Genomic DNA, 19,554 nt, shown 5'->3' on the forward strand with positions numbered 1-19,554 from the left:
CCTGACTCCCGGGTCCGTTTCAGTTCTTGCGCGCGACCCCGCCGTACTGGTGGACCTCGGCCGGCAGACCGAGGGCCTCGGTGTCGGGGCGCCAGCGTGAGCAGGACGCCACCCCCGGTTCGAGCAGTTCGAGACCGTCGAAGTAGCGCGCTATCTGCTCGGGGCTGCGCAGGATGTACGGGATCGAACCGCCCTCGTTGTACTGCTGGATGGCATTGAGGTAGGCCTTGCTGGTGTCCGTGCTGTCGTACTGCACCAGGAAGCTGCCGGAGGGCAGCCCGGCCACCAGTTCCCGCACGATCGAGCACGCCTCGTCGTGGTCCTCGATGTGGCCGAGGATGCCCATCAGCATGAGGGCGACGGGCTTGTCGAAGTCGAGGGTCCGCGCGGCCTCCCGCAGGATCGTGGCCGGGTCGCGCAGGTCGGCGTCGACGTAGTTGGTGACGCCTTCCGGTGTGCTGGTGAGCAGCGCGCGGGCGTGCGCCAGCACCAGCGGGTCGTTGTCGACGTAGACGATCCGGGACTCCGGGGCCACCCGCTGGGCGATCTGGTGGGTGTTGTCGACGTTGGGCAGCCCGGTGCCGATGTCCAGGAACTGCCGTACGCCCTCCTCGCCGGCGAGATGGCGGACGGCACGGGCGAGGAAGTACCGGGCGGCGCGGGCGCCGGTCTCGATCCCGGGGAAGATCTCGCGGAAGGCGTCCCCGGCCACCCGGTCGACCTCGTAGTTGTCCTTCCCGCCCAGCCAGTAGTTCCAGATCCGGGCCGACTGGGGGACGGAGGTGTCGATCTTGGGCAGTGCCTCCGCTGCCGCGTTCTCCGCCTGATCAGCCATGGACGCTCCTCGTGTGCGCGATGGGGGAACCGCCGAACGGTCGAACACCGTTCGGGACCTTCCACGTTAGTCCCCGTGAGTCACCCCATGTGAATCATTGGCCTCAACCGACCGTCCTCTCAGGGTGGTTGGGAGACACCTGTGCCCGGCACGGCGCTACGGCCGTCCCGGGCACAGGCGCGTGCGCAGGTCACTCGGTGATCAGGTAGGCCCTTTCGATCGTCTGGGTCACGGTGTTGCCCGCCCGGTCGGTCAGTTCCGCGCGCAGCGACACGGACCCCGCCTTCGCCGGGTGCTTCAGCGACAGGCGCGTCCCGCCGACGGACTTGGCGGGCTGCCAGGTCCTGCCCTCGTCGTACGACACCTGGAAGGCGAGCGCGGCCGGGCGCTGTCCGGCCGCCGCCCCCTCGACGGTGAAGGGCACCTCGAAGTGCCGGCCCGCCTTCGCGGTGCTCGCCAGAGTCAGCTTCGGGCTGAAGCGGACCGTGGACAGCGGCACCGTGGCGAAGTCGCCCTCGGGGGTCTTCGCCGAGCGGAAGGTCCACTCGGCGTGGACGCGGGTGCTGACCGGATACACGGCCGGGTCACGGGAGTTGTCCACGGTCATCCGGTACGCGGTGTCCCCGGCGGGCAGGGTGTACTCCGTGGGGTCGGTGGTCGGCTGGATGCCGTAGTCGTCGGCGATCTCCTTGCCGTCCGCCTCCAGCCGGGACGTCACCGTGGCCGGCTTGCTCAGACCCCAGTGCCCTGAGCCGTCGCCGAACAGCGGCAGGAAGACCCTTAGGGTGTTCCCGTCGCGGCCGACCCCCGGGTAGCCCCGGCCCGGTCCGAGGTCGGCGGGGCCGTTCAGGACCGGTCCGAAGACGCCGACGCCGAATCGCTCGGTGTAGGTGCGGCCGGCCTTCCAGTGCCTCGGCATGCGCATCAGGAAGCCCTCGAAGACCGCGTCCTCGCCGTCACCGAAGCGCTGCCAGGTGCGCACCGACCACTTCACCCCGTTGTCGAGGACGTACTCGGTGCTCCGGTACGGCAGGTCGCCGCGCATGTCGCTCCCGCCGGGCACCAGACGGCCGTCGGGCAGGTGCGGGGTCACCTCGGCCTGGACGCGCCGGCCGTCGACCGACTCGCCCACCTCCAGGTTCACCCTGGCCAGCTGTCCCCGCCCGATCTTCGCGGTGAAGCCGTCCAGGCTGCCCTCCCGGTACCAGCTCAGGTGGTAGTTGACCGGCCTGCCGTCCTTGTCCTTGCCGGCCCAGCGGCCGGAGAACAGGGAGGTCAGCCCCGTCACCGAGCCGTCCGGGCCGAGCCGCCCGAACCGGGAGCCCACGAAGGTGGGCAACAGGAACTCGAGATGGGCGTCGTCGAGCCCCTCGCCCCGCCCGTACTCCACGGTGACCGCGGCGTCGTCGTTCACGGCCCCCGCGTCCGGCACGGTGATGTCCACCGGCTTCGCCTGCCGGGCGTCGACCTCCACGGTCGTGTCCCGGTCCAGGTGAAGCCTCGGCCGGACCAGGACGGCGTGCTGCGCGGAGCTGGTCGACGGGTGGATCACCCCGTCGAGGAGGTAGTCGGCCTTGGGCAGCCGGACGGTCAGCTCGCCGTCCCGCTCGTCGGCGTACTCGGCGTAGAAGCTGCCGTTCAGGTCCGCGACGGAGGTCACGGCATCGCCGGTCGCCCTGCCGTCCTCGTCGGTGTGCCTGAGCGTCAGGTCGTACGACTCGACCTCGCGGTCCACCCCGACCGCGGACCGCACCTGGATCCTCCCGTCGGCGGAGGAGGCCGTGACCGAGCCGCCGAAGCTGCCGTCCACGGTTCCGGCGCGGGTGTCCGCGGTGACCTCCGCGCTCGCCTCGCCGCCCGCGGGGACCGTGATCCGCTGCGGGGAGACGGTGAACATGCCCTCGGCGGCGGGCTTGCGGTCCACCCCGTACGCGTCCACGGACAGGTCGAGCGTGACCGGCCCGGTGCCGAGGTTGCGGTAGATGAGCTTCTTGGTCCGGGCCGTGTCGTCGGCGTGCGGCCACTGCTGGACGCCGAAGTCGAGCGGGCCCTGCTCGGTGACCACGCTCTCGTCCAGCGCCCGGACCAGATCGACCCGCCCGGTGCCCTGCTGGAAGGAGCTGTACGTGCCCGGCTTCGCGGAACCGGTCAGCACCGCCTTGATCCGCTCGCCGCGCCAGCCGGGGTGCTGCTGGGCGATGATCGCCGCGGCGCCCGCCACGTGCGGGGTGGCCATCGAGGTGCCCTCGATCGTCAGGTAGCCGGGGACGTCCGAGGGATACAGGTCCGCCAGGGCGCTGCCGGCCGCAGCCGCGGCGGTGATGGCGACCCCCGGCGCGGTCAGGTCGGGCTTGACCCCGCCGTCGCCCACGCGCGGACCGCGGCTGGAGAAGGCGGCGAGCGCGTCGGACTTGTCGACCGCGCCGACGGTCAGGGCGGACGCCGCGCTGCCCGGTGAGCCGACGGTCCGCTCGCCGTCGCCCTCGTTGCCGGCCGCGATGACGAAGAGGGTGCCGGACTCGGCGGAGAGCCGGTCGACCGCCTCCTCCATCGGGTCGGTGCCGGGGAGATCCGGGCCGCCGAGGCTCAGGTTGACGACGTCCGCGCCCTGGGCCACCGCCCACTCCATGCCCGCGATGATCTCGGAGTCGTCGCCCTCGCCCCAGTCGTCCAGGACCTTGCCGTTGAGAAGCTCGGCGCCGGGTGCGACGCCCTTGTACTTCCCGCCGGACTTCGCTCCGCTGCCCGCCACGGTGGACGCCACGTGCGTGCCGTGCCCGTACCGGTCGGTCGTGCTGCCGGTGCCGCTGAAGTCGTGCTCCGCGACCACCTTGCCCGCCAGGTCGGGGTGGCTGGTGTCGATGCCGGTGTCCAGGACGGCGACCTTGGTGCCGGTGCCGTCGAAGCCCGCGGCCCAGGCGGTCGGCGCGCCGATCTGAGGGACGCTCCGGTCGAGCGAGGCACGGCGCTTCCCGTCGAGCCACAGCTTCTCCACACCGGCCGCGGAGGCGAACCGTGCAGTCCCCGCGGCCGAGTGGTCGGTCACGGCCTTCCAGAACCCGGCACCGCGCTTCTTCGCGGAGCGCATCGCCCTGCCGTTGACGACCGGGAGTTGCCGGCCCAGCCGCGCTCCGGCCTGGGTGAACGGGCTCGTGGAGGGCGCCTTGCTGCCGCGGAAGGTGACGATCAGCGGCAGGTCGGAACGGCCCTTGTCGTCGTAGCCGTCCTTGACCAACTGGGTGACGTCGAACAGCCGTGGGTCCAACTTGCCCTGTGCGAGCAGTAGTTGGGCGTCACCGGGAACGACCCGGGTGTGCCCGGCGACGACCCGGACCGAGAACGGCATGCCCTCGCGGCCCTGGGCCCGCTGCACCCCGGAGACCTGCCCGGTGCCGTCCATCAGGACCCGGTCGCCGGTGACGAGCGTGACCGTCTTCACCGCGGAGGCCGCACGGGCGCTCTTGCCCGAGGCGATGCCGACGGCTCCCGCGCCGGCCGTTCCCGCACCGACGGCTCCCGCCCCGGTCGGCAGCCCGGCGAGGACCAGGGCGGCGGAAGCCACCCCCGCGGCCAGGGCCGCGTGTCTGTGGCGTACGCGTAACTGCATCTGAACTCCAGTTGGTTGGTGGATCAGTGCTCACGGGGTGGTCGGGCCCGTGAGCAGGCGGCCGTCGCGGTCGTACGGCCAGACATTGGGGACGCAGCCGTGCAGGCCCTTGATCTGCTGCATCATCGCCGGGGCCGGAAGGCCCTTGCCGGGGCAGGTGACATGGCCGTGGCCGAGGAAGTGGCCCACCTCGTGGTTGATGATCAGGGAGCGGTACCCGACGACGTCCTCGCTGTAGAACTCGGTCGCCAGGACCCAGCGTCTGAGGTTGACCATCACGTCGTCGTGCACGCTGCAATTGACCTTGCCGCCGGTGTCGAGGCCGCCCTCGGCGCAGATCGCGTCGACGGTCCCCGGGGTGGCGAGGCGCACCCTGAAGTCGGTGGGCCCGCTCGACACCCGCTGGAACGCCGAGTGGCCGTCGGCCGTCCAGCCGCGCGGGTCGGCCAGGGTCCGCTCCACCTGTTCGGCCACGTCCGCGGGGGAGATCGTGAGGCCCTTCTCCACCTCGACCCGGTAGCGCAGGGGCGTGCCCCTGCCGACCTTCTCGCCCTCGCCGGAGGCGGTGACGAAGGTCCCCGGGCCGCTCTCCGGAATGGGAGTCGTGGAAGGGCTGGACCTATTCTGTTCCGGCGGCTCACCGGTCCGCGGCGGTGCCGAAGTGCCGGATGGCGTGGGGGAGTTGGTCACCCGACTCCCGGAGGATGCAGTCGCCGTGGGGGAACCGGTCACCCGAGTCCCGGAAGGTGCGGTCGCCGTGGGCGGCCGTTTCGCGTCGGACGGCAGCCACGCCACCACCGCGCCACCGACCGCCGCGAAGACCGCCAACGCGGCCAGACCGCCGGTCAGTCGGCCCTGCACGGGCCCCGCGGAGCTTTTCCGGCGACGACCGCCGCCGGGGTTTCGTTTGTGGGCTGTCACGGTCGTTCACGATGTGATCGCCATGTGATCGGACCTGGCCCGGAAGGTAACGAAACGATAACCCTGCTCGTGGTCATGCCGATGTGGATACTGTGCGCATGTCACGCGTACTGCTGATCGAAGACGACCCGGCCGTCCGGGAGGGTGTCGCGCTGGCCCTGCGCAGGCAAGGGCATGACGTCGCCGCCACCGCGACCGGCGAGGAGGGCCTCGAGCGGCTGCGGTCCTTCCGGCCGGACATCGTCGTCCTCGATCTGATGCTCCCCGGCATGACCGGTCTGGAGGTGTGCCGCACCGTACGGAACCTCGACCAGACCCTGCCGATCATCATGGCGACCGCCCGGGGGGACGAAGTGGACATCGTTGTCGGCCTGGAGGCCGGCGCCGACGACTACGTCGTCAAACCCGTCCTGGCCCGCGTGCTCGACGCACGCATACGCGCCGTCCTGCGCCGGGCGGCCGGGGCCGCGCCCGGCGCCGAGGGCCTGCCGAAGATCCACACCTACGGCGAACTGGCCGTCGACCGGGCCGGGTTGACGGTCGCGCTGCACGGCGAGCCGATCGCCCTCGCCCCCTCCGAGCTGCGGCTCCTGCTCACCCTGACCGCCTCGCCGGGCCAGGTGTTCAGCCGTCAGCAGCTACTGGAGGCGGTCTGGGAGCACGACTACCACGGCGACGCGCGTCTGGTGGACGCCTGCGTCAAGCGCCTGCGCACGAAGATGTCCGAACCGCCCCGCGCACCCCGGTACATCCACACCGTGCGCGGCTTCGGCTACCGATTCGCGGCGCCGTGAGGACGCGCCGGCTGCGCGGGCTCCGGTTCCGCCTGGTGGTGGCCTTCGGGCTCGTCGCCGCGGTCTCCGCGGTCACGACGGGGGCCCTGACCTTCCGGGAGGCCCGCACCGGAGTGCTCCAGCAGAGTCAGGACGCCACCATCAGACAACTGCGCGCCCAGCTCAACCAGCACGCGGCCGAACTCGCCCTCCCTCCCGAGCGGTCGGCGCTGGAGAAGTTCGCGGAGGAAACGGCGGCCACCGAGTCCCAGGGCAGCTGGCGGGTCCTGGTGACCTACGGGGACCTGAGCGGCTCCTCCGCCTCCGGCGACCCCTTCACCGAGGTGACTCCCGCCCTGCGCGAGGCCGTCGCGTCCAGCCGGGCCACCGTGTTCCAGCGGGTCCGACACGACGGCCGCACCTCCCTCGTCGTCGGCATGTCGATCCTCTTCAGCACCCAGCGCATCCCGGACAGCGTCGAGACGGCCAGCGGGGTGCGGGTGTTCCTGGTGGTCCCGCAGACCACCGAACAGGCTTACGTCGACGCCCTGGTGACCGCGGCCGAACGGGCCATGGTGGCCGCCCTGGCCCTCGCCGTGGTGCTCGCCCTTCTCGCCGCACGCGGCGTGCTGGTCCCGGTGCGGAAGCTGCGGCTCGCCACCCGCCGGGTCGCCGAGGGCCGTCTGGACACGCGGCTCGCGGTCAACGGCTCCGACGAACTCGCCGAGCTGTCCCACACGTTCAACGAGACGGCTGCCGCGCTGGAGACCTCGGTCGCCGAACTGCGCGAGATGGAGGCACGGGCCCGCCGCTTCGCCGCCGACGTCTCGCACGAACTGCGCACCCCGCTCGCCGCGATGTCCGCGGTCACCGACGTCCTCGACGAGGACGCCGCCCGACTGGACCCGGACACCGCCACCGCGGTCCGGCTGATCAGCACGGAGACCGTCAAACTCGCCCGGCTCGTCGACGACTTGATGGAGATCTCCCGCTTCGACGCGGGTGCCGCGGTGCTCCACCTGGACGAGATCGACCTCGCCGAGTCGATCCGGCGCACCCTCGCCTCCCGCGGCTGGACGGACACGGTGCAGACCGAACTGCCGCCGCCGCACGCGGTACGCGCACGGGTCGACCCGCGCCGCATCGACGTGGTCGTCGCCAACCTGGTCGGCAACGCCCTCAAGCACGGCGCCCGTCCGGTCACGGTGCGCCTGGGCGGGGACGACACGGTGGCCGTGATCGAGGTCCGGGACAGCGGCCCCGGCATCCCCTCCGACGTTTTACCCCACGTCTTCGAGCGGTTCTACAAGTCCGACAGTGCCCGGATCCGCTCCGAGGGCAGTGGCCTCGGCCTGGCCATCACCGCCGAGAACGTCCGCCTCCACGGCGGTACCGTGCGTGCCGCCGGCCACCCGGCGGGCGGTGCCGTCTTCACCGTGCAACTCCCGCTGCGACGGGCGGAGTCGACCGAGGAGTACCGGCCATGAAGGCTCTGCACCGCGCCCCGCTGCTGGCGCTGCTCGCCGTCACCTCCTGCGGTATCCCCGCGACCGGGGTGGTCGAGGCGGGCGGTCCCGCGAGCGGGGCCCTGCCGCTCACACCGGTCTACTTCGTCGAGAACGGCCGACTCGTCGCCATGCCACGCAACACCGGCCGGCCCGGTGACCCCACGGACGCGCTGCGGCTGCTGTGGGACGGTCCGCTGGCCGGCGAAGGGGGCACCGACCGGCTCGACGGTCTCACCACCGAGCTGCCCGCCCTGCCGACCGCCATGGCGTTGCCGTCGGCCGCCACCGACGTGCCGGGGAGCCCGCTGTCGGACTCGTCAGGCGCGGCCGGTAGCTCCGCGTCGGACACCCCGACGGCGGCGGTTGCCGGGAGCACGATGACGATCCGACTGCCCGCGAGCATGGCCGGGTTGAGCGATCTCGCGGTACGGCAGCTGGTGTGCACGGCCACCGCCGCGTACCGCCTCACCCGCCCCTCCGCCCTCTCGCTGACCGCGGTGGTGAGCGGCGGCGGACACCTGGTCAGGATGTCGGACGCGCGCTGCCCCGCTCGGTGAGCAGGCTCCCCGCCGGGGCGGCCGCGGTGTCCGCCTGCTGGAGCTGGCTCAGGAGCTGGTTCTGGCCGGCGAGGAGCTCGGTGAGGATACGGCGGGCGGCGCGCAGGAGTTCGGCGACGTCACCGCCGGCCAGCGCGTAACTCACCGTGGAGCCCTCCCGGATGGAGACCACGATGCCGGACCGCCTGAGGACGGCCAGCTGCTGGGAGAGGCTGGACGGCTCGATGTCGATGTCGGCGAGCAGGTCACGGACGGGCACAGGCCCGTGCTGGAGCAGCTCCAGGACCCGGATGCGCACCGGGTGGCCGAGCATGCGGAAGAAGTCCGCCTTGGCCTGGTAGAGGGGGACCTGCATGGGGCGCTCGCTCCCTGCCGGACGGTACGGGGTCGTCGGTGCCGATCCTGCTGGTCGGGGACGCCGTGCGGCCACGGAATGGACTCATGTGGATGTGGCGACTTGAAGAAGTCTTCACATCGTGGGCGCACGACGACCCCGACCGGAGCGGGCCTATACCTCCAACTGCTCTTCGACCCGCTTGAGTTGGTGGCGGGCCATCGCCAGGTTCGAGCGGGCCTTGTCGAGGACCAGGTACAGGAACAGGCCGTTGCCGTTGCGGCCGGTCACCAGGCGGATGAGGTGGTACTGGTGCTCCAGCGTGATGAGGATGTCCTCGATGTTGCTCTTCAGGCCCAGCTGCTCCATGGTGCGCACCTTGGCCCGGATGACATCGGTGTTGCCGGCCGCCGCGACCGTCGGGTCCAGGTCCTTGCCGCCGCCCAGGGTGCCCAGCGCCATCCCGCTGGTGTAGTCGACGACCGCGGCCGCCACCGCCCCTTCGGTGCCGGCCATCATCTCCTTCAGCGACACTTCCACACTCGCCACGGTGCCTCCCTTGTGCCTGTGGGTCGCGGCGGGCCCTGCCGGGTCCGTCCGCCGGATTCCCGGACCGTATGCGCCGCGCCGTGGCTCGCGGTCGGGGTCTTCGGGACTGCTCCCCGTTGACCGAACACGTTCACGAGGCGACCATCTGCCGGGCCACAACTGGCCTTCGGGGAACGGAAGATGACACCGACGCCGAGCGCGGTGCTCAGTGGGTGCGGGCCGCGAGCAGGGTCACGTCGTCCTCCGAACTGGCCGGGGCCAGGCGGTCGAGGACGCTGGTGAGGACGTCCGGCAGGGGACGCCCGGAGGCCAGCGGAAGGGCGGTGAGCGCGGCGAGACCGGTGTCGATGTCCTCGCCCCGCCGCTCCACCAGTCCGTCGGTGTAGGCGAGCAGCAGGGAGCCCGGCGGCAGCGCGCAGCGCCTGCTCTCGTAGCTGTCGGAACCCGTGCCCAGCGGTGGACCGACGGGCAGGTCCGCCAGCTCGGGGGCAGCGCCCGGCCGCACCAGCAGGGGCGGGACATGGCCGGCCGTCGCGAGGACCGCCTCCCCGGCGGCGGGGTCCAGCAGGGCCAGCACACAGGTGGCGACCCGGTCCAGGTCGAGGGCGTGAGCCGTGCGGTCGGCCTCGGTGAGCAGCCGGTCGGGGTCGAGTCCCTGGAGGGCGAGCGCGCGCAGCAGTGAGCGGTACTCGCTCATCGCCGCGGCGGCCCGCACCCCGTGCCCCATGACGTCCCCGACCACCAGCAGCGTGCGTCCGCCGGGCAGGGCGACGGCGTCGAACCAGTCGCCGCCGACCTCGGCGCCCCGTCCCGCGGGCAGATAGCGGCTGGCGATCTCCACGCCGGGCCCCGGGGTGTGCGGGGTGGCCAGGAAGGCGCGCTGCATCTCCAGCGCGGTCTCGTGCTCGTGGGTGTAGCGCAGGGCGTGGGCGATCGCCGTCGCGGCCCGCCCGGTCAGCAGCTCCAGCAGTTCGACGTCCTCCGGCGTGAACTCGGGGGAGTCCGCCCGGCGGCCGACGATGACGGCCCCCACGGGCTCACCGCCGGCCATGAGCGGGAGATAGGCCAAGGAGTGCACCTTCAGGGCCCGGTAGTGCTCAAGTCGCTGCCGGGTGGGGGCGAGCAGGCGCACGGTGTCGTCGTCCGGCCGGTTGAGGACCATGGGCCGGTGACCGGTCAGCACCTGGGTCATCGAGGAACTGGCCTGGTGGAAGATCACCTCACCGCTCCTGGTCGTGGGCGTGAGCGGTTCGGGCAGCCCGGGCGCGGCGGCCACCGCCATGCGTCGCAGCCGTACCGGCACCGGGGTGGCCGGGGCCTTGCGCGTGCCCTCCGGGTCGAGGACGTCCACGGCGGCGTAGTCGGCGAACCGCGGTACCAGCAGATCGGTCAGCGCACGGCAGGCCTCGGCCGCGTCCAGCGTGCTGCCGACCCGGGTGGCGGTCTCCTCCAGCAGTTCCAGGCGGTCCTGCGCCCGGCGCAGCGACTCCCGCTGCCGGATGCCGTCGGTGACCTCCATGACGACCGCGGCGACCCCGAGGACCTCGCCGTTCTCGCCGTCGAGCCGGTGGAACGCGCCGAGCCACCAGCGCGGTGTGTCCGCCACATCGACCGGCACGCGGCCGTCGAACACGACGGTCTGCGCCCGGCCGGTGCGGATCACCTCGCGGGCCACCTCCGCGGAGGGCCCCGAGCCCGGGATCACCTCCGGCATCGGGCGGCCGAGGTGGTCCTCCACGGGCAGTCCGTTGAGCGCGGCCAAGGTGTCGTTGAGGTACAGGTAGCGCAGCTCCGGGTCCAGGACGGCGACGGCCGCCGGTGTCCCGTCAAGGAACCGGCGAGCCGTCCACAGCTCGTCCAGCGCCTGCCCGGTCCCCGCCGCCCGGGCCGCCTCCGACAGCGCCCTGAGGCTCTCCATGGGGAGAAAGGGCGCGGGACGTGCGGACAGCGGGGGCTGGCTCATCAGGTGTGATTCCTCGAAGGGCGGAGTCCGTTTCGTCATACTTATGGCGTATTGGACCACATTTTGAGCCGGACAAGCTATGAGCTGAATCTCATCCAGGCTCCTCCGCCGTGTCGACCAGCCGCTCGAAGAAGAACTCGTGCTTGAGGAACGACGTCTCGTGCTCGGCCCCCGGGTACGGCGGGATCAGCTGCGAGGCCTGGAAGAGCCGCCAGCCGTCCAGCAGGGCGTCGACACCCGTCCTGTACGGCGGCTCGTCGCTGTCCCCGGTGGTGGGACGGGTGCTCCCGGTGCCGTCGTAGCGCGCCCAGCCCTTGACCCAGGAGTCGAGCGCGGAGGTGTCCAGGTACAGGACGAGGACCTGCTGGCGCACGGTGGTGGAGAGGGTCATGCGGTGCTCCTCTGTGCGGCGGGCCGGTTGTCGATCCGGGTGGCCCAGTGTTCGACGTCGAAGTGGGGGTCGCCGGTCAGGGTGCGCCACAGCCGTACCCGGTTCAGGATCTCCAGCCGCGCGGTGGCCTGCTCGTACCAGGGGAAGTAGCGCCCCAGCTCCTCCCGGACGGCCGGCGCCTCCAGGTCCGCGGTGTCCCACAGCCGCACCTGCGGCACGGTCGGGTTGAAGCGGATCTTGTACATGCGGCGGACGATGCCGCTGTCGTTGCGCCGCCCCCCGTGCCAGATCCCGTGGTGCACGAGCACGACCGTGCCCGCCGGGCAGGTCAGCCGGGTCTGGCCGAGCAGGTTCTGGTAGCGGCCGGTGTCGGACTCGTTGATCCGGCGCAGATGGCTGCCGGGGACGATGAGCGTGCCGCCCATGTCCGCGGTGACCTCCTGCGGGTAGTACATGAGCTGGACGTCGAACGCGTCGGGCCGCACATCGATCAGGGCGTCCGCGTGCAGCGGCTGCGCGCTGCCCTCCCGCGGCTCACGGACGTGCAGGGCGTGATGGTCGATCTCCGGACCGGGGCCCACGAGACTTTCCAGTGCCCCCGCGACAGCGGGCAGTTCGAGGAGCCGGCGGGTGAAGGACGCCTCTGGGAACGCCTTCGGCACGGGGGTGCCGTACGGCACGGGGGGCAGCCCGGCGGCGAGGACCTCCAGCGCCTCCTCGTTCATCTCCGGGGGCACGATGCCGTCCAGACGCAGGAAACCGTGGGCCACGAACCGCGCCACCTGGACGGAGTTCAGCAGCTGTCGTGTGGTTGACATACGGCAACCGTAGGAACTGCGGGCCCGGAAGTCGTGGGCCGTAATCGGCGACCACTGGTAATTTTCCACCATGACGACCCACGTCGACCTGGCCCTCGACCTGCCGCCCCGGGTGGAGAACGCCGGCGTCGGCGTCCACGGCTCCGCCGGCCCGCACGAGGTGTTCCGGCTCCCGCGGCTCTGGCAGCTCCATCTCTACGGCTACTCCGGCACCCTCGGCCTCGGCGGCACCCGCCACCCCATCCGCCCCGGTCACGTGAGCCTGGTTCCGCCGGACACCGAGGTCCACTTCCACTACGACGCCGCGCGCTGCGAGCACCTGTACGCCCACTTCCGGCTGCCCGGCGAGGGCGAGCGGCGCCGGGTCCCGGTGATGCAGGACGCCGGTGCCGAAGCGGGCGTGCTCGGCGGACTGCTGCGGCAGACGGTCGCGGCCGGCGAGCAGTCGCAGGCCAGGGCCGCCGCCGAGCTGTGGACCGTGCTGTGGCGCACCACGGGCCTCACCGCTGCCGAGAGCCGCCCCGGCTCCCGGCACCCCGCCCTGCGCACGGCCGTCGCCTACATCGAGGAGCACCTGGCGGGTCCCCTGACCGTGCCCGCCGTCGCCCGCGCCGCCGGGGTCTCGCACACCCACCTGACCAGGCTGTTCCGTGAGGACACCGGTCGTACGGTCGTCGCCTACATCCGGCGCCGCCGCATGGACCGCGCCCGGCACCTGCTCGTCGCCTCGACGCTCGCCATCCCGGCCGTCGCCGCCACGGTCGGCGTCCCCGACCTCCAGGCCTTCAACAAGGCGTGCCGCAAGGAACTGGGGGCGTCTCCGCGGGCGGTACGGGAGCAGAACGGATAGCGCTGTGGCGAGTACTTCACGCCGGTGCCCCAACCGCTCGCCGCGCACCCCGGCGCCGGGTGCGGTACCGGCCGACCGCGCCGCAGACGACGTAGAGCGCGAACGAGACCGTCGTGACATAGGGGCTGATCGGGATGCTGCTGCCCAGGGCGAGCAGGATGCCGCCCTCGATCGAGGCCGTCGCGAGGACCACACTGAGCAGCGGCAGCAGGACCGGGGACGCGGTGACGCGGGCGGCGGCCGCGGCCGGGGTGATCAGCAGGGACAGCACCAGCAGGGCGCCCACCACCTGCACCGACAGGGCGACCGCGAGGCCCAGCACGATCATGAATGCGAAGGAGAGACCGCGCACCGGCACTCCGCGCGCCTCGGCGACGTCGGGGTCGGCGCTCGCGAAGGACAGCGGGCGCCACATCGCCACGAGGGCGGTCAGGACGACCGCGGAGGTGGCGAGCAGCCAGGTCGTCTGCGGGGTGTCCACGGCGACTATCTGCCCCGTGAGCAGGCCGAACTTGTTGGCCGCCCGCCCCTTGTACAGGGCGAGGAAGAGCACGCCGAGACCCAGCCCGAACGGCATCAGGATGCCGATCACCGAGTTGCGGTCCCGCGCGCGCGAGCCGAGCACGCCGATCGCGCCGGCCGCGAGCAGGGAGCCGGCGATCGAACCCGCCACGATGTTCGTGCCCAGCAGCAGGGCCGCGGAGGCGCCCGCGAAGGACAGCTCGCTGATGCCGTGCACCGCGAAGGGCAGGTCGCGCATCGCGACGAAGACCCCGGCGAGTCCGCCGACCAGACCGAGGGCCGCTCCGACGACGAGCGAGTTGCGGACCAGGAAGAGGAGTTCGCCGTAGTCGTCGAAGTCGAACAGCTGGTGCCAGACGCTCACGGGCGGACCTCCTCGGGCACGTGGTGCGCGGGGTCGTCGAGGGCGCCGACCACCACGATCCGGCCGTCCACGTGGACGACGTCGACCCGGGTGCCGTACAGCTGGGACAGGGACGCGGAGGTCAGCACCTCGTCGGGGGTGCCGACCCGGTGACCGCCCGGCGCCAGGTACAGCACCCGGTCCACGCGGTCGAGCACCGGGTTGATCTCGTGCGTCACGAACACCACCGCCGTGCCGTGGGAGCGGCGGCGGGCGTCCACCAACTCGGTGACCGCACGCTGGTGGTGGAGGTCGAGGGAGAGCAACGGCTCGTCGCACAGCAGGATGCGGGGATCGGTCGCGAGCGCCTGCCCGACGCGGACGCGCTGGCGCTCGCCGCCGGACAGCATGCCGACGGGGACGTCGGCGTACGCCGAGGCGCCCACGGCGTCGAGGATCTCGTCGACACGCCTGCGTACGGCGGCCGTTCGCAGGCGTGGTCCGAAGCGGTGGCCGTCGATGCCGAACCGCACGAGGTCACGGGCGCGGAGCATCGCCTGCGCGGACAGGGCGGCCTGCTGGGGGACGTACCCGATGTGCCGGGCGGCCTGACGGGGAGGACGGCCGAGAACCGTCAACTCCCCTGCGGACAGCGGCTGCCGGCCGAGCAGGGCCCGCACGAAGCTGGTCTTGCCCGCTCCGTTCGGACCCAGCACGGCCAGGAACTCTCCTGGCCGCACGTCGAGTTCGAGGTCGTGCCAGACCGTGCGCGGGCCGTAGGAGAGCGCGGCCCCGCGCAGGCTGATGACGGAGCTCACTTGGCCAGCGCGTTCGCGAGGGCGTCGACGTTGGAGGTCATCCAGCCGAGGTAGTCCTTGCCGCTGGGCAGGGTCTCCGTCACCGGCACCACCGGAATACCGGCCGCCTTGGCCGCCTGCTCGGACTTCTCGGTCTGCGGGCCGGAGGTCTGCTCGTTGTAGACCAGCGCCTTGACCTTCCTGCCGGAGAACAGGGCGAGCGCCTCCTGGAGGACCTTGGGGGAGACGTCGGTGCCCTCCTCGACGGCCTCGCTGAACGCGGCGGGCGTCCTGTCGGCCAGGCCGCTCGCCGCGGTCATGTACAGCGGCACCGGCTCGGTGATGGCGATCCCCTCGCCGGCGTGCTCCTTCTTGATCTGCGTCTCCTTGGCCTCCAGCGGCGCGAGCCGCGCCTTGAAGGCTTCGGCGTTCCTCGTGTAGAGCGCGGCGTTCGCGGGGTCGGCCTTGCCGAGGGCGGCGGATATGCGGTCGGCGACCTTCGCCACGGTCGGGAAGTCGTACCAGACGTGCTCGTTGAGCTCGCCGCCCTTGGGGGCGGTCTTTCCGGAGACCTTCACCGCGTTGATCACCTCGGCGGAGGAGTTGCCGCCGCTCCTGAGCATGCGGTCCACGAAGTCGTCGTAGCCGCCGCCGTTCTCGACGACGACCTTCGCCTTCGACAGGGCCAGCTGGTTCTGGGTGCTGGCCTCGTAGGAGTGCGGGTCCTGGTCGGGATCGCTGATGACCGAGGTGACGGAGACCTTGTCGCCGCCTATGCGCGAGACGATGTCGCCGTAGACGTTCGTGGAGGCGACGACGGCGACCCTGGACGAGGCCGCCGGGGCGGCGGACGCGCTCCCGCCGCTCCCGGAGTCCGAGGAACTGCCGCAGCCGGCCAGCAGGGCGACGGAGGCGCCGACGAGCAGTGCGATGCGGCGGGACGGGGACGTGGACATGGATCGATCCTCCAAGCGCGGTTCTGACGGCCCCGTCACGCTAGATGGAAATGATTGTCGTAAACAGTCCTGCTCGCCAGTATGTGAAAACCGTTGCCATTAATTGACCTGCTCCTGGTCACGGGCCTGCGACCTGACGGCACTCGCCCTGAGGGCCGCCCGCTCACTCCTTCCCGGTGAGCAGTCTGCGGGGGTTGGCGATCCGGAAGGCGTAGGCCGCGGCTCCGCCGAGCCCGTGGCCGGGGTGCTGCGGCGGTTCGGCGTACGGCCGGTCCGAACCCTGGACCACGGCGTCCACGCCGAGCGCCCGGACGACCGACTCCACCGCGCGCGGCCCGTACGAGGACGTCTCCACGAACACCAGCGGGTCCGGCTCGCTCCCGCCGTCCCCGCGCGCGGCGAACCGTTCGCCGTGCAGCGGGGCGAGCCCGGCCAGCAGCGCGAAGCAGACCCGCAGCCGGGGGTGCCGGGGCCGGCCGAAGGCACGGAAGGCGAACCACGCGGCGTGCATCTGCTGGACGTAGGGGACCATCGCGGGCCACCAGCCGGGACCCGCGGAGCCGCCGGCCGCGGGTCCCGGATGGACGAACAGCGGCAGATCGCGCTCCTCGAGCAGATCGAGCAGCGGAGCGCAGCGGGCGTAACCCGCCGCGTCCACAAGGCTGTTGGCGGGCAGCTGGAGTCCGGCGAACCCCTGGTCGAGAGCCTCGGCCGTCGCCCTGGCGTCGATGTCGCGCACCCCGGCGGCCGCCCACGCCCCGAACGGCTCGGGCAGCGCGGCCGCGCCCTCGTGATAGGCGTCCAGCAGCGGCCGGGCCTCGGCCGCGGGCAGCCACTCCACGCCGATCGGCGCCGACAGCGAGACCAGCGCCATACCGAGGCCGTCGGCGGCGGCGAGTTCCGCGCGCAGGGTCGCGTCGTGGTCCGCGGGCGGGAGGTCGTAGGGCGGCTCGCCGTCCAGATACAGGGTCCAGCCGTCGAGACGCGGCGGCTCGCGCCGCGCCCTCAAGGCCGTCACCAGCGAGGGGCTCCACAGATGCTGGTGCACGTCGACATTGGTCATGACGCTCCTCCCACCCAGGCGCGCAATGTGCTCCGGACGTCGCAGACACCCATGATCTCGTGGCCGACCACCCCCGCGTCCAGCCCACAAGGCCCGCGGACCTCACCGGGACGCCGTCACCGACCCGATCTCGACCACGCGGGCCCACGCGGGCGGCGCCTTCGGCACGTACTCCGGATTGTTCTCCCGTCGCGCCTGGCTCACCCCCGGCCGGGCGAAAAGGCCGACGACCGTACGGCACGAGGGCCGCGCGCTCGGCCAGGGCGTCCCGCCGTCGGTCAGGGCCACCACGACGTCCGGGCGGGGAGTGGAGCGCAGCGCCTTCCGGAAACCGGTGCGCAGATCGGTGCCCCCGCCGCCGACCAGCGGGATGCCCTCGGTCCGGCACAGCGGACGCACGGCCCCGGCCGCCGCGTCGCACGACAGGACATGGACCAGGTCACGCCGACCGCCCACGGCACGGGCGATGGCGGCGACCTCCAGGAGCGCGCTGCCCAGTTCCTCGTCGCTCACCGAACCGGAGGTGTCGATGATCACGCAGACCCTCGGCGGCCTGCGCCGCAGACTCGGCAGCACCACTCCGGGCAGGCCCGCGGAACGGCGGGCCGGCCGGCCGTAGCTGTAGTCGTCGCCCGCGCCGCCGGCGGAGACCGCGGAGCGCATCGCCGCGCCCAGCAGCTCCCGCCAGGGCTGCGGGGGATGGAACGCCTCCTCCGCCCACCTCCGCCAGCCCTTCGGCGTGTCGCCGGGACGCGCGTTGATGCCCTGCGCCACCCGGAACCGGACCGCGTCGCGTTCCTGCTCGCTCAGCCCGTCGGCGCCGTCGGGCCCCAGGTCCCACTCCCGCTCCAGCCCGTCCGCGCCACTGCCGCAGTCCAGCCAGGACAGGTCCAGGGTGAGCGGCCCGAGGCTGATGTCGCTGACGTACTCCTCCATCAGCCGGTCCTCGGGCAACCGCAGCTTCCAGGGCGCGACGGCACCGGCCGGCCGGACCAGCCCGTCGCCGTACACGTCGTCGTTGATCTCGCAGTCCGCGGCGATGTTCATCCGCAGCCGGTCTCCCAGCCCGGTCAGCCCGCGCTCCCGGGCCAGCCGGTCGCTGCGCCCGTGGTGGTCGCGCAGCAGATGCGACACCTCGTGAACCCACACCCCCGCCAGCTCCTCCACCGGCGTCCGGGCCACGAACGCCGGGGAGACGTAGCAGCGCCAGTGCCGGTCGACGCCCATGGTCGGCACGAGCCTCGACTCGACGGTGTGCAGGGCGAAGAGGGCGGTGGCCAGATAGGGGCGGGTCCGGGCGGCGTGGAGGCGGGCGGCGAAGAGTTTGTCGCGGTCGAGGCGGCCTGTTTGCGGGGTGGGCGGAGGGCTCGCCTCCTGGACGGCCGTCGGGCTCGCCTCCTGTGCGGCCGTCGGGCTCGCCTCCTGTGCGGCCGTCGGGTCCGACTCCTGCGCGGCCAATGGGTCGGCCTCCTGTGCGGCCGACGGGTCCGCCTGTCGGCCGGTGTCTTCGGCGGGGTGCCTGCCCGCGGTGCGGTGCGTGCTCATCGGCGGCCCTTCGCGGCGACCGCGGCCCGGTCCGCTCGCCGGGACAGTGCCACCGTCCCGGCGAGCTTCTCGATCGCCGCGGGCACGTCCCAGTCCTCCTGGCGCAGTGAGGCGAGCGTGGTCGCGGGCACCACCACCAGGTCCGGTGCCCCGGTCTCCAGCGCCCGCACCAGCACCGCCCAGGCCGAGTCCCAGCGGGCCCGCTCCGGACGGGCGCGCACGGCGGCCACCACGCCGTCGAGCACGGCCTGCCGCAGATCGCCCCGCTCGGGCAGCACGGCCCCCGCCGGATCGGCGAGCACGTCCTCGGGGTCCGGCAGGTCCAACCGGTCCAGGCTCGCCAGCAGTTCGAGGCCGGGGCCGTCCCCGACCGTGCCCCGGACCAGCGAGGACAACACGTCCCGCGAGGAGCCGGCCGCGGTCGCGAAGGCGATCAGCGACAAGGTCATGTCCCAGCTGCGGGGCGAGGGCCAGGGCCCGCCCCGCTGGGTCTCCCCGGAGGGCAGCCGGTGCACCAGCGTCGGCCGCGCCGCGAGCAGCCCGCACACCGCGCGCCGGGCGAAGGCCACGGCCTCCGGCAGCTTGGCCGGGTCCAGCCGCGGCAGGGTGGCCCGCGGCCAGGTCCCACCCAGTCCGCGGACGACGACGTCGTGGTCGTGGGTCCACCGGAGATGGACGAACCTGTTGGCCAGCGGCGGGCTCAGCTCCCAGCCGTCGGCCGCCGAGGAACGGGGATTGGCGGCGGCCACGATCCGCACCCCGGGCGGCAGCCGCAGGGCGCCGATCCGCCGCTCCAGCACCAGCCGGAGCAGCGCGGCCTGGACGGCGGGCGGGGCGGTGGACAGTTCGTCCAGGAACAGCAGCCCCCGGCCGGCCCGCACCAGCCGTACCGCCCAGTCCGGCGGGGCCATCGGCACGCCCTGGGTCGCGGGATCGTCGCCGACCACGGGCAGCCCCGAGAAGTCGGAGGGCTCGTGCACGCTGGCGATCACCGTGGTCAGCGGGAGGTCCAGGGCGGCGGCGAGCTGCGTCAGCGCGGCCGTCTTGCCGATACCGGGCTCACCCCACAGCAGGACGGGCAGATCGGCGGCCACGGCCAGGGTGAGGGCCTCCAGCTGGTCGTCGGGGCGGGGCTCGGTGGTGGAGTCGCGCAGGAGGGCCAACAGGTCTGCGGCGACGTCGAGTTGGGGGGTGGGGGAGGGAGTGGGGGGCGCCCCCGCCG

At 72.7% G+C, this 19,554-nt stretch carries 18 protein-coding genes; 4 read left to right on the top strand and 14 right to left on the bottom strand.

Annotation, left to right across the window (positions count from 1 at the left end; genetic code table 11):
* Positions 1-19 precede the first annotated feature (19 nt).
* From IF54_RS0110180 to IF54_RS0110190, 3 genes are all read right to left on the bottom strand, one after another.
* Positions 20-835, bottom strand: coding sequence for an SAM-dependent methyltransferase (locus IF54_RS0110180; RefSeq protein WP_030316781.1), 816 nt, complete (start codon positions 833-835; stop codon positions 20-22).
* 190 nt (positions 836-1,025) lie between these two features.
* Positions 1,026-4,442, bottom strand: a complete 3,417-nt coding sequence (locus IF54_RS0110185) for a S8 family serine peptidase (protein ID WP_051735379.1) — start codon at positions 4,440-4,442, stop codon at positions 1,026-1,028.
* Between the two features lie 30 nt (positions 4,443-4,472).
* Entirely contained in the window at positions 4,473-5,303 is an 831-nt protein-coding gene (locus IF54_RS0110190) for a DUF3152 domain-containing protein (protein ID WP_037819659.1), read from the bottom strand.
* Positions 5,304-5,461: 158 nt separating this feature from the next.
* Between IF54_RS0110190 and IF54_RS0110195 the strand changes: the two genes are divergently transcribed.
* From IF54_RS0110195 to IF54_RS0110205, 3 genes are read left to right on the top strand one after another with little or no spacing between them, the layout of a single operon-like run.
* Positions 5,462-6,157: a response regulator transcription factor gene (locus IF54_RS0110195; protein WP_030316786.1), complete on the top strand. Its 696-nt coding sequence runs from the start codon at positions 5,462-5,464 to the stop codon at positions 6,155-6,157.
* Positions 6,154-7,623, top strand: coding sequence for a sensor histidine kinase (locus IF54_RS0110200; RefSeq protein WP_030316787.1), 1,470 nt, complete (start codon positions 6,154-6,156; stop codon positions 7,621-7,623). Before IF54_RS0110195 ends, IF54_RS0110200 begins: the two co-directional genes overlap by 4 nt.
* Positions 7,620-8,201, top strand: coding sequence for a hypothetical protein (locus IF54_RS0110205; RefSeq protein ID WP_030316788.1), 582 nt, complete (start codon positions 7,620-7,622; stop codon positions 8,199-8,201). Before IF54_RS0110200 ends, IF54_RS0110205 begins: the two co-directional genes overlap by 4 nt.
* Here the strand turns inward: IF54_RS0110205 and IF54_RS0110210 are convergent.
* From IF54_RS0110210 to IF54_RS0110230, 5 genes are all read right to left on the bottom strand, one after another.
* Positions 8,167-8,556, bottom strand: coding sequence for an ArsR/SmtB family transcription factor (locus IF54_RS0110210; RefSeq protein WP_030316789.1), 390 nt, complete (start codon positions 8,554-8,556; stop codon positions 8,167-8,169). The two genes, IF54_RS0110205 and IF54_RS0110210, sit on opposite strands and share 35 nt — an antisense overlap.
* A 153-nt stretch (positions 8,557-8,709) precedes the next feature.
* Positions 8,710-9,084, bottom strand: coding sequence for a hypothetical protein (locus IF54_RS0110215; RefSeq protein WP_028809558.1), 375 nt, complete (start codon positions 9,082-9,084; stop codon positions 8,710-8,712).
* A gap of 205 nt (positions 9,085-9,289) precedes the next feature.
* Positions 9,290-11,047 carry a SpoIIE family protein phosphatase gene (locus tag IF54_RS0110220; protein WP_030316791.1) on the bottom strand — a complete coding sequence of 586 codons (1,758 nt, stop codon included), beginning with the start codon at positions 11,045-11,047 and terminating at the stop codon, positions 9,290-9,292.
* Positions 11,048-11,138: 91 nt separating this feature from the next.
* Positions 11,139-11,438, bottom strand: coding sequence for a hypothetical protein (locus IF54_RS0110225; RefSeq protein ID WP_030316792.1), 300 nt, complete (start codon positions 11,436-11,438; stop codon positions 11,139-11,141).
* A complete protein-coding gene (locus IF54_RS0110230) occupies positions 11,435-12,256 on the bottom strand; it encodes a phytanoyl-CoA dioxygenase family protein (protein ID WP_030316793.1) in 822 nt (273 codons plus the stop codon). The genes IF54_RS0110225 and IF54_RS0110230 overlap by 4 nt, the downstream gene beginning before the upstream one ends.
* 70 nt (positions 12,257-12,326) lie before the next feature.
* Here IF54_RS0110230 and IF54_RS0110235 point away from each other — a divergent pair, with 70 nt between their 5' ends.
* The gene (locus IF54_RS0110235; protein WP_030316794.1) at positions 12,327-13,106 is read left to right on the top strand and encodes an AraC family transcriptional regulator; all 780 of its coding nucleotides are present in this window, start codon (positions 12,327-12,329) and stop codon (positions 13,104-13,106) included.
* Positions 13,107-13,122: 16 nt separating this feature from the next.
* Here the strand turns inward: IF54_RS0110235 and IF54_RS0110240 are convergent, their stop codons facing one another.
* The 6 genes from IF54_RS0110240 to IF54_RS0110265 all read right to left on the bottom strand — a co-directional run.
* Positions 13,123-13,992 (bottom strand): metal ABC transporter permease, encoded by an 870-nt coding sequence (locus tag IF54_RS0110240; protein WP_030316796.1) that lies wholly within the window; start codon positions 13,990-13,992, stop codon positions 13,123-13,125.
* On the bottom strand, positions 13,989-14,789 hold the full coding sequence (locus IF54_RS0110245; RefSeq protein WP_030316798.1) for a metal ABC transporter ATP-binding protein: 801 nt from the start codon (positions 14,787-14,789) through the stop codon (positions 13,989-13,991). Before IF54_RS0110245 ends, IF54_RS0110240 begins: the two co-directional genes overlap by 4 nt.
* The gene (locus tag IF54_RS0110250) at positions 14,786-15,724 is read right to left on the bottom strand and encodes a metal ABC transporter solute-binding protein, Zn/Mn family (protein WP_030316800.1); all 939 of its coding nucleotides are present in this window, start codon (positions 15,722-15,724) and stop codon (positions 14,786-14,788) included. Before IF54_RS0110250 ends, IF54_RS0110245 begins: the two co-directional genes overlap by 4 nt.
* 163 nt (positions 15,725-15,887) lie before the next feature.
* Positions 15,888-16,787 (bottom strand): amidohydrolase family protein, encoded by a 900-nt coding sequence (locus IF54_RS0110255; RefSeq protein WP_030316801.1) that lies wholly within the window; start codon positions 16,785-16,787, stop codon positions 15,888-15,890.
* A gap of 102 nt (positions 16,788-16,889) precedes the next feature.
* On the bottom strand, positions 16,890-18,332 hold the full coding sequence (locus IF54_RS0110260; protein ID WP_234438953.1) for a DUF2201 family putative metallopeptidase: 1,443 nt from the start codon (positions 18,330-18,332) through the stop codon (positions 16,890-16,892).
* Positions 18,329-19,554 (bottom strand): AAA family ATPase (locus IF54_RS0110265; RefSeq protein ID WP_030316805.1); only part of this gene is annotated, 1,226 nt, incomplete at its 5' end. The genes IF54_RS0110260 and IF54_RS0110265, both read right to left, overlap by 4 nt.

It is taken from the genome of Streptomyces sp. NRRL B-3229, from assembly GCF_000719505.1.
Lineage (GTDB): Bacteria > Actinomycetota > Actinomycetes > Streptomycetales > Streptomycetaceae > Streptomyces > Streptomyces griseorubiginosus.

Excerpts from the sequence above, each read along its gene's own strand:
- IF54_RS0110210 (WP_030316789.1), bottom strand. The coding sequence starts at position 8,556 with ATGCAGGTCCCCCTCTACCAGGCCAAGGCGGACTTCTTCCGCATGCTC.
- IF54_RS0110225 (WP_030316792.1), bottom strand. The coding sequence starts at position 11,438 with ATGACCCTCTCCACCACCGTGCGCCAGCAGGTCCTCGTCCTGTACCTG.
- IF54_RS0110195 (WP_030316786.1), top strand. The coding sequence starts at position 5,462 with ATGTCACGCGTACTGCTGATCGAAGACGACCCGGCCGTCCGGGAGGGT.
- IF54_RS0110205 (WP_030316788.1), top strand. The coding sequence starts at position 7,620 with ATGAAGGCTCTGCACCGCGCCCCGCTGCTGGCGCTGCTCGCCGTCACC.
- IF54_RS0110235 (WP_030316794.1), top strand. The coding sequence starts at position 12,327 with ATGACGACCCACGTCGACCTGGCCCTCGACCTGCCGCCCCGGGTGGAG.
- IF54_RS0110255 (WP_030316801.1), bottom strand. The coding sequence starts at position 16,787 with ATGACCAATGTCGACGTGCACCAGCATCTGTGGAGCCCCTCGCTGGTG.
- IF54_RS0110220 (WP_030316791.1), bottom strand. The coding sequence starts at position 11,047 with ATGAGCCAGCCCCCGCTGTCCGCACGTCCCGCGCCCTTTCTCCCCATG.
- IF54_RS0110260 (WP_234438953.1), bottom strand. The coding sequence starts at position 18,332 with ATGAGCACGCACCGCACCGCGGGCAGGCACCCCGCCGAAGACACCGGC.
- IF54_RS0110230 (WP_030316793.1), bottom strand. The coding sequence starts at position 12,256 with ATGTCAACCACACGACAGCTGCTGAACTCCGTCCAGGTGGCGCGGTTC.
- IF54_RS0110180 (WP_030316781.1), bottom strand. The coding sequence starts at position 835 with ATGGCTGATCAGGCGGAGAACGCGGCAGCGGAGGCACTGCCCAAGATC.
- IF54_RS0110185 (WP_051735379.1), bottom strand. The coding sequence starts at position 4,442 with ATGCAGTTACGCGTACGCCACAGACACGCGGCCCTGGCCGCGGGGGTG.
- IF54_RS0110250 (WP_030316800.1), bottom strand. The coding sequence starts at position 15,724 with ATGTCCACGTCCCCGTCCCGCCGCATCGCACTGCTCGTCGGCGCCTCC.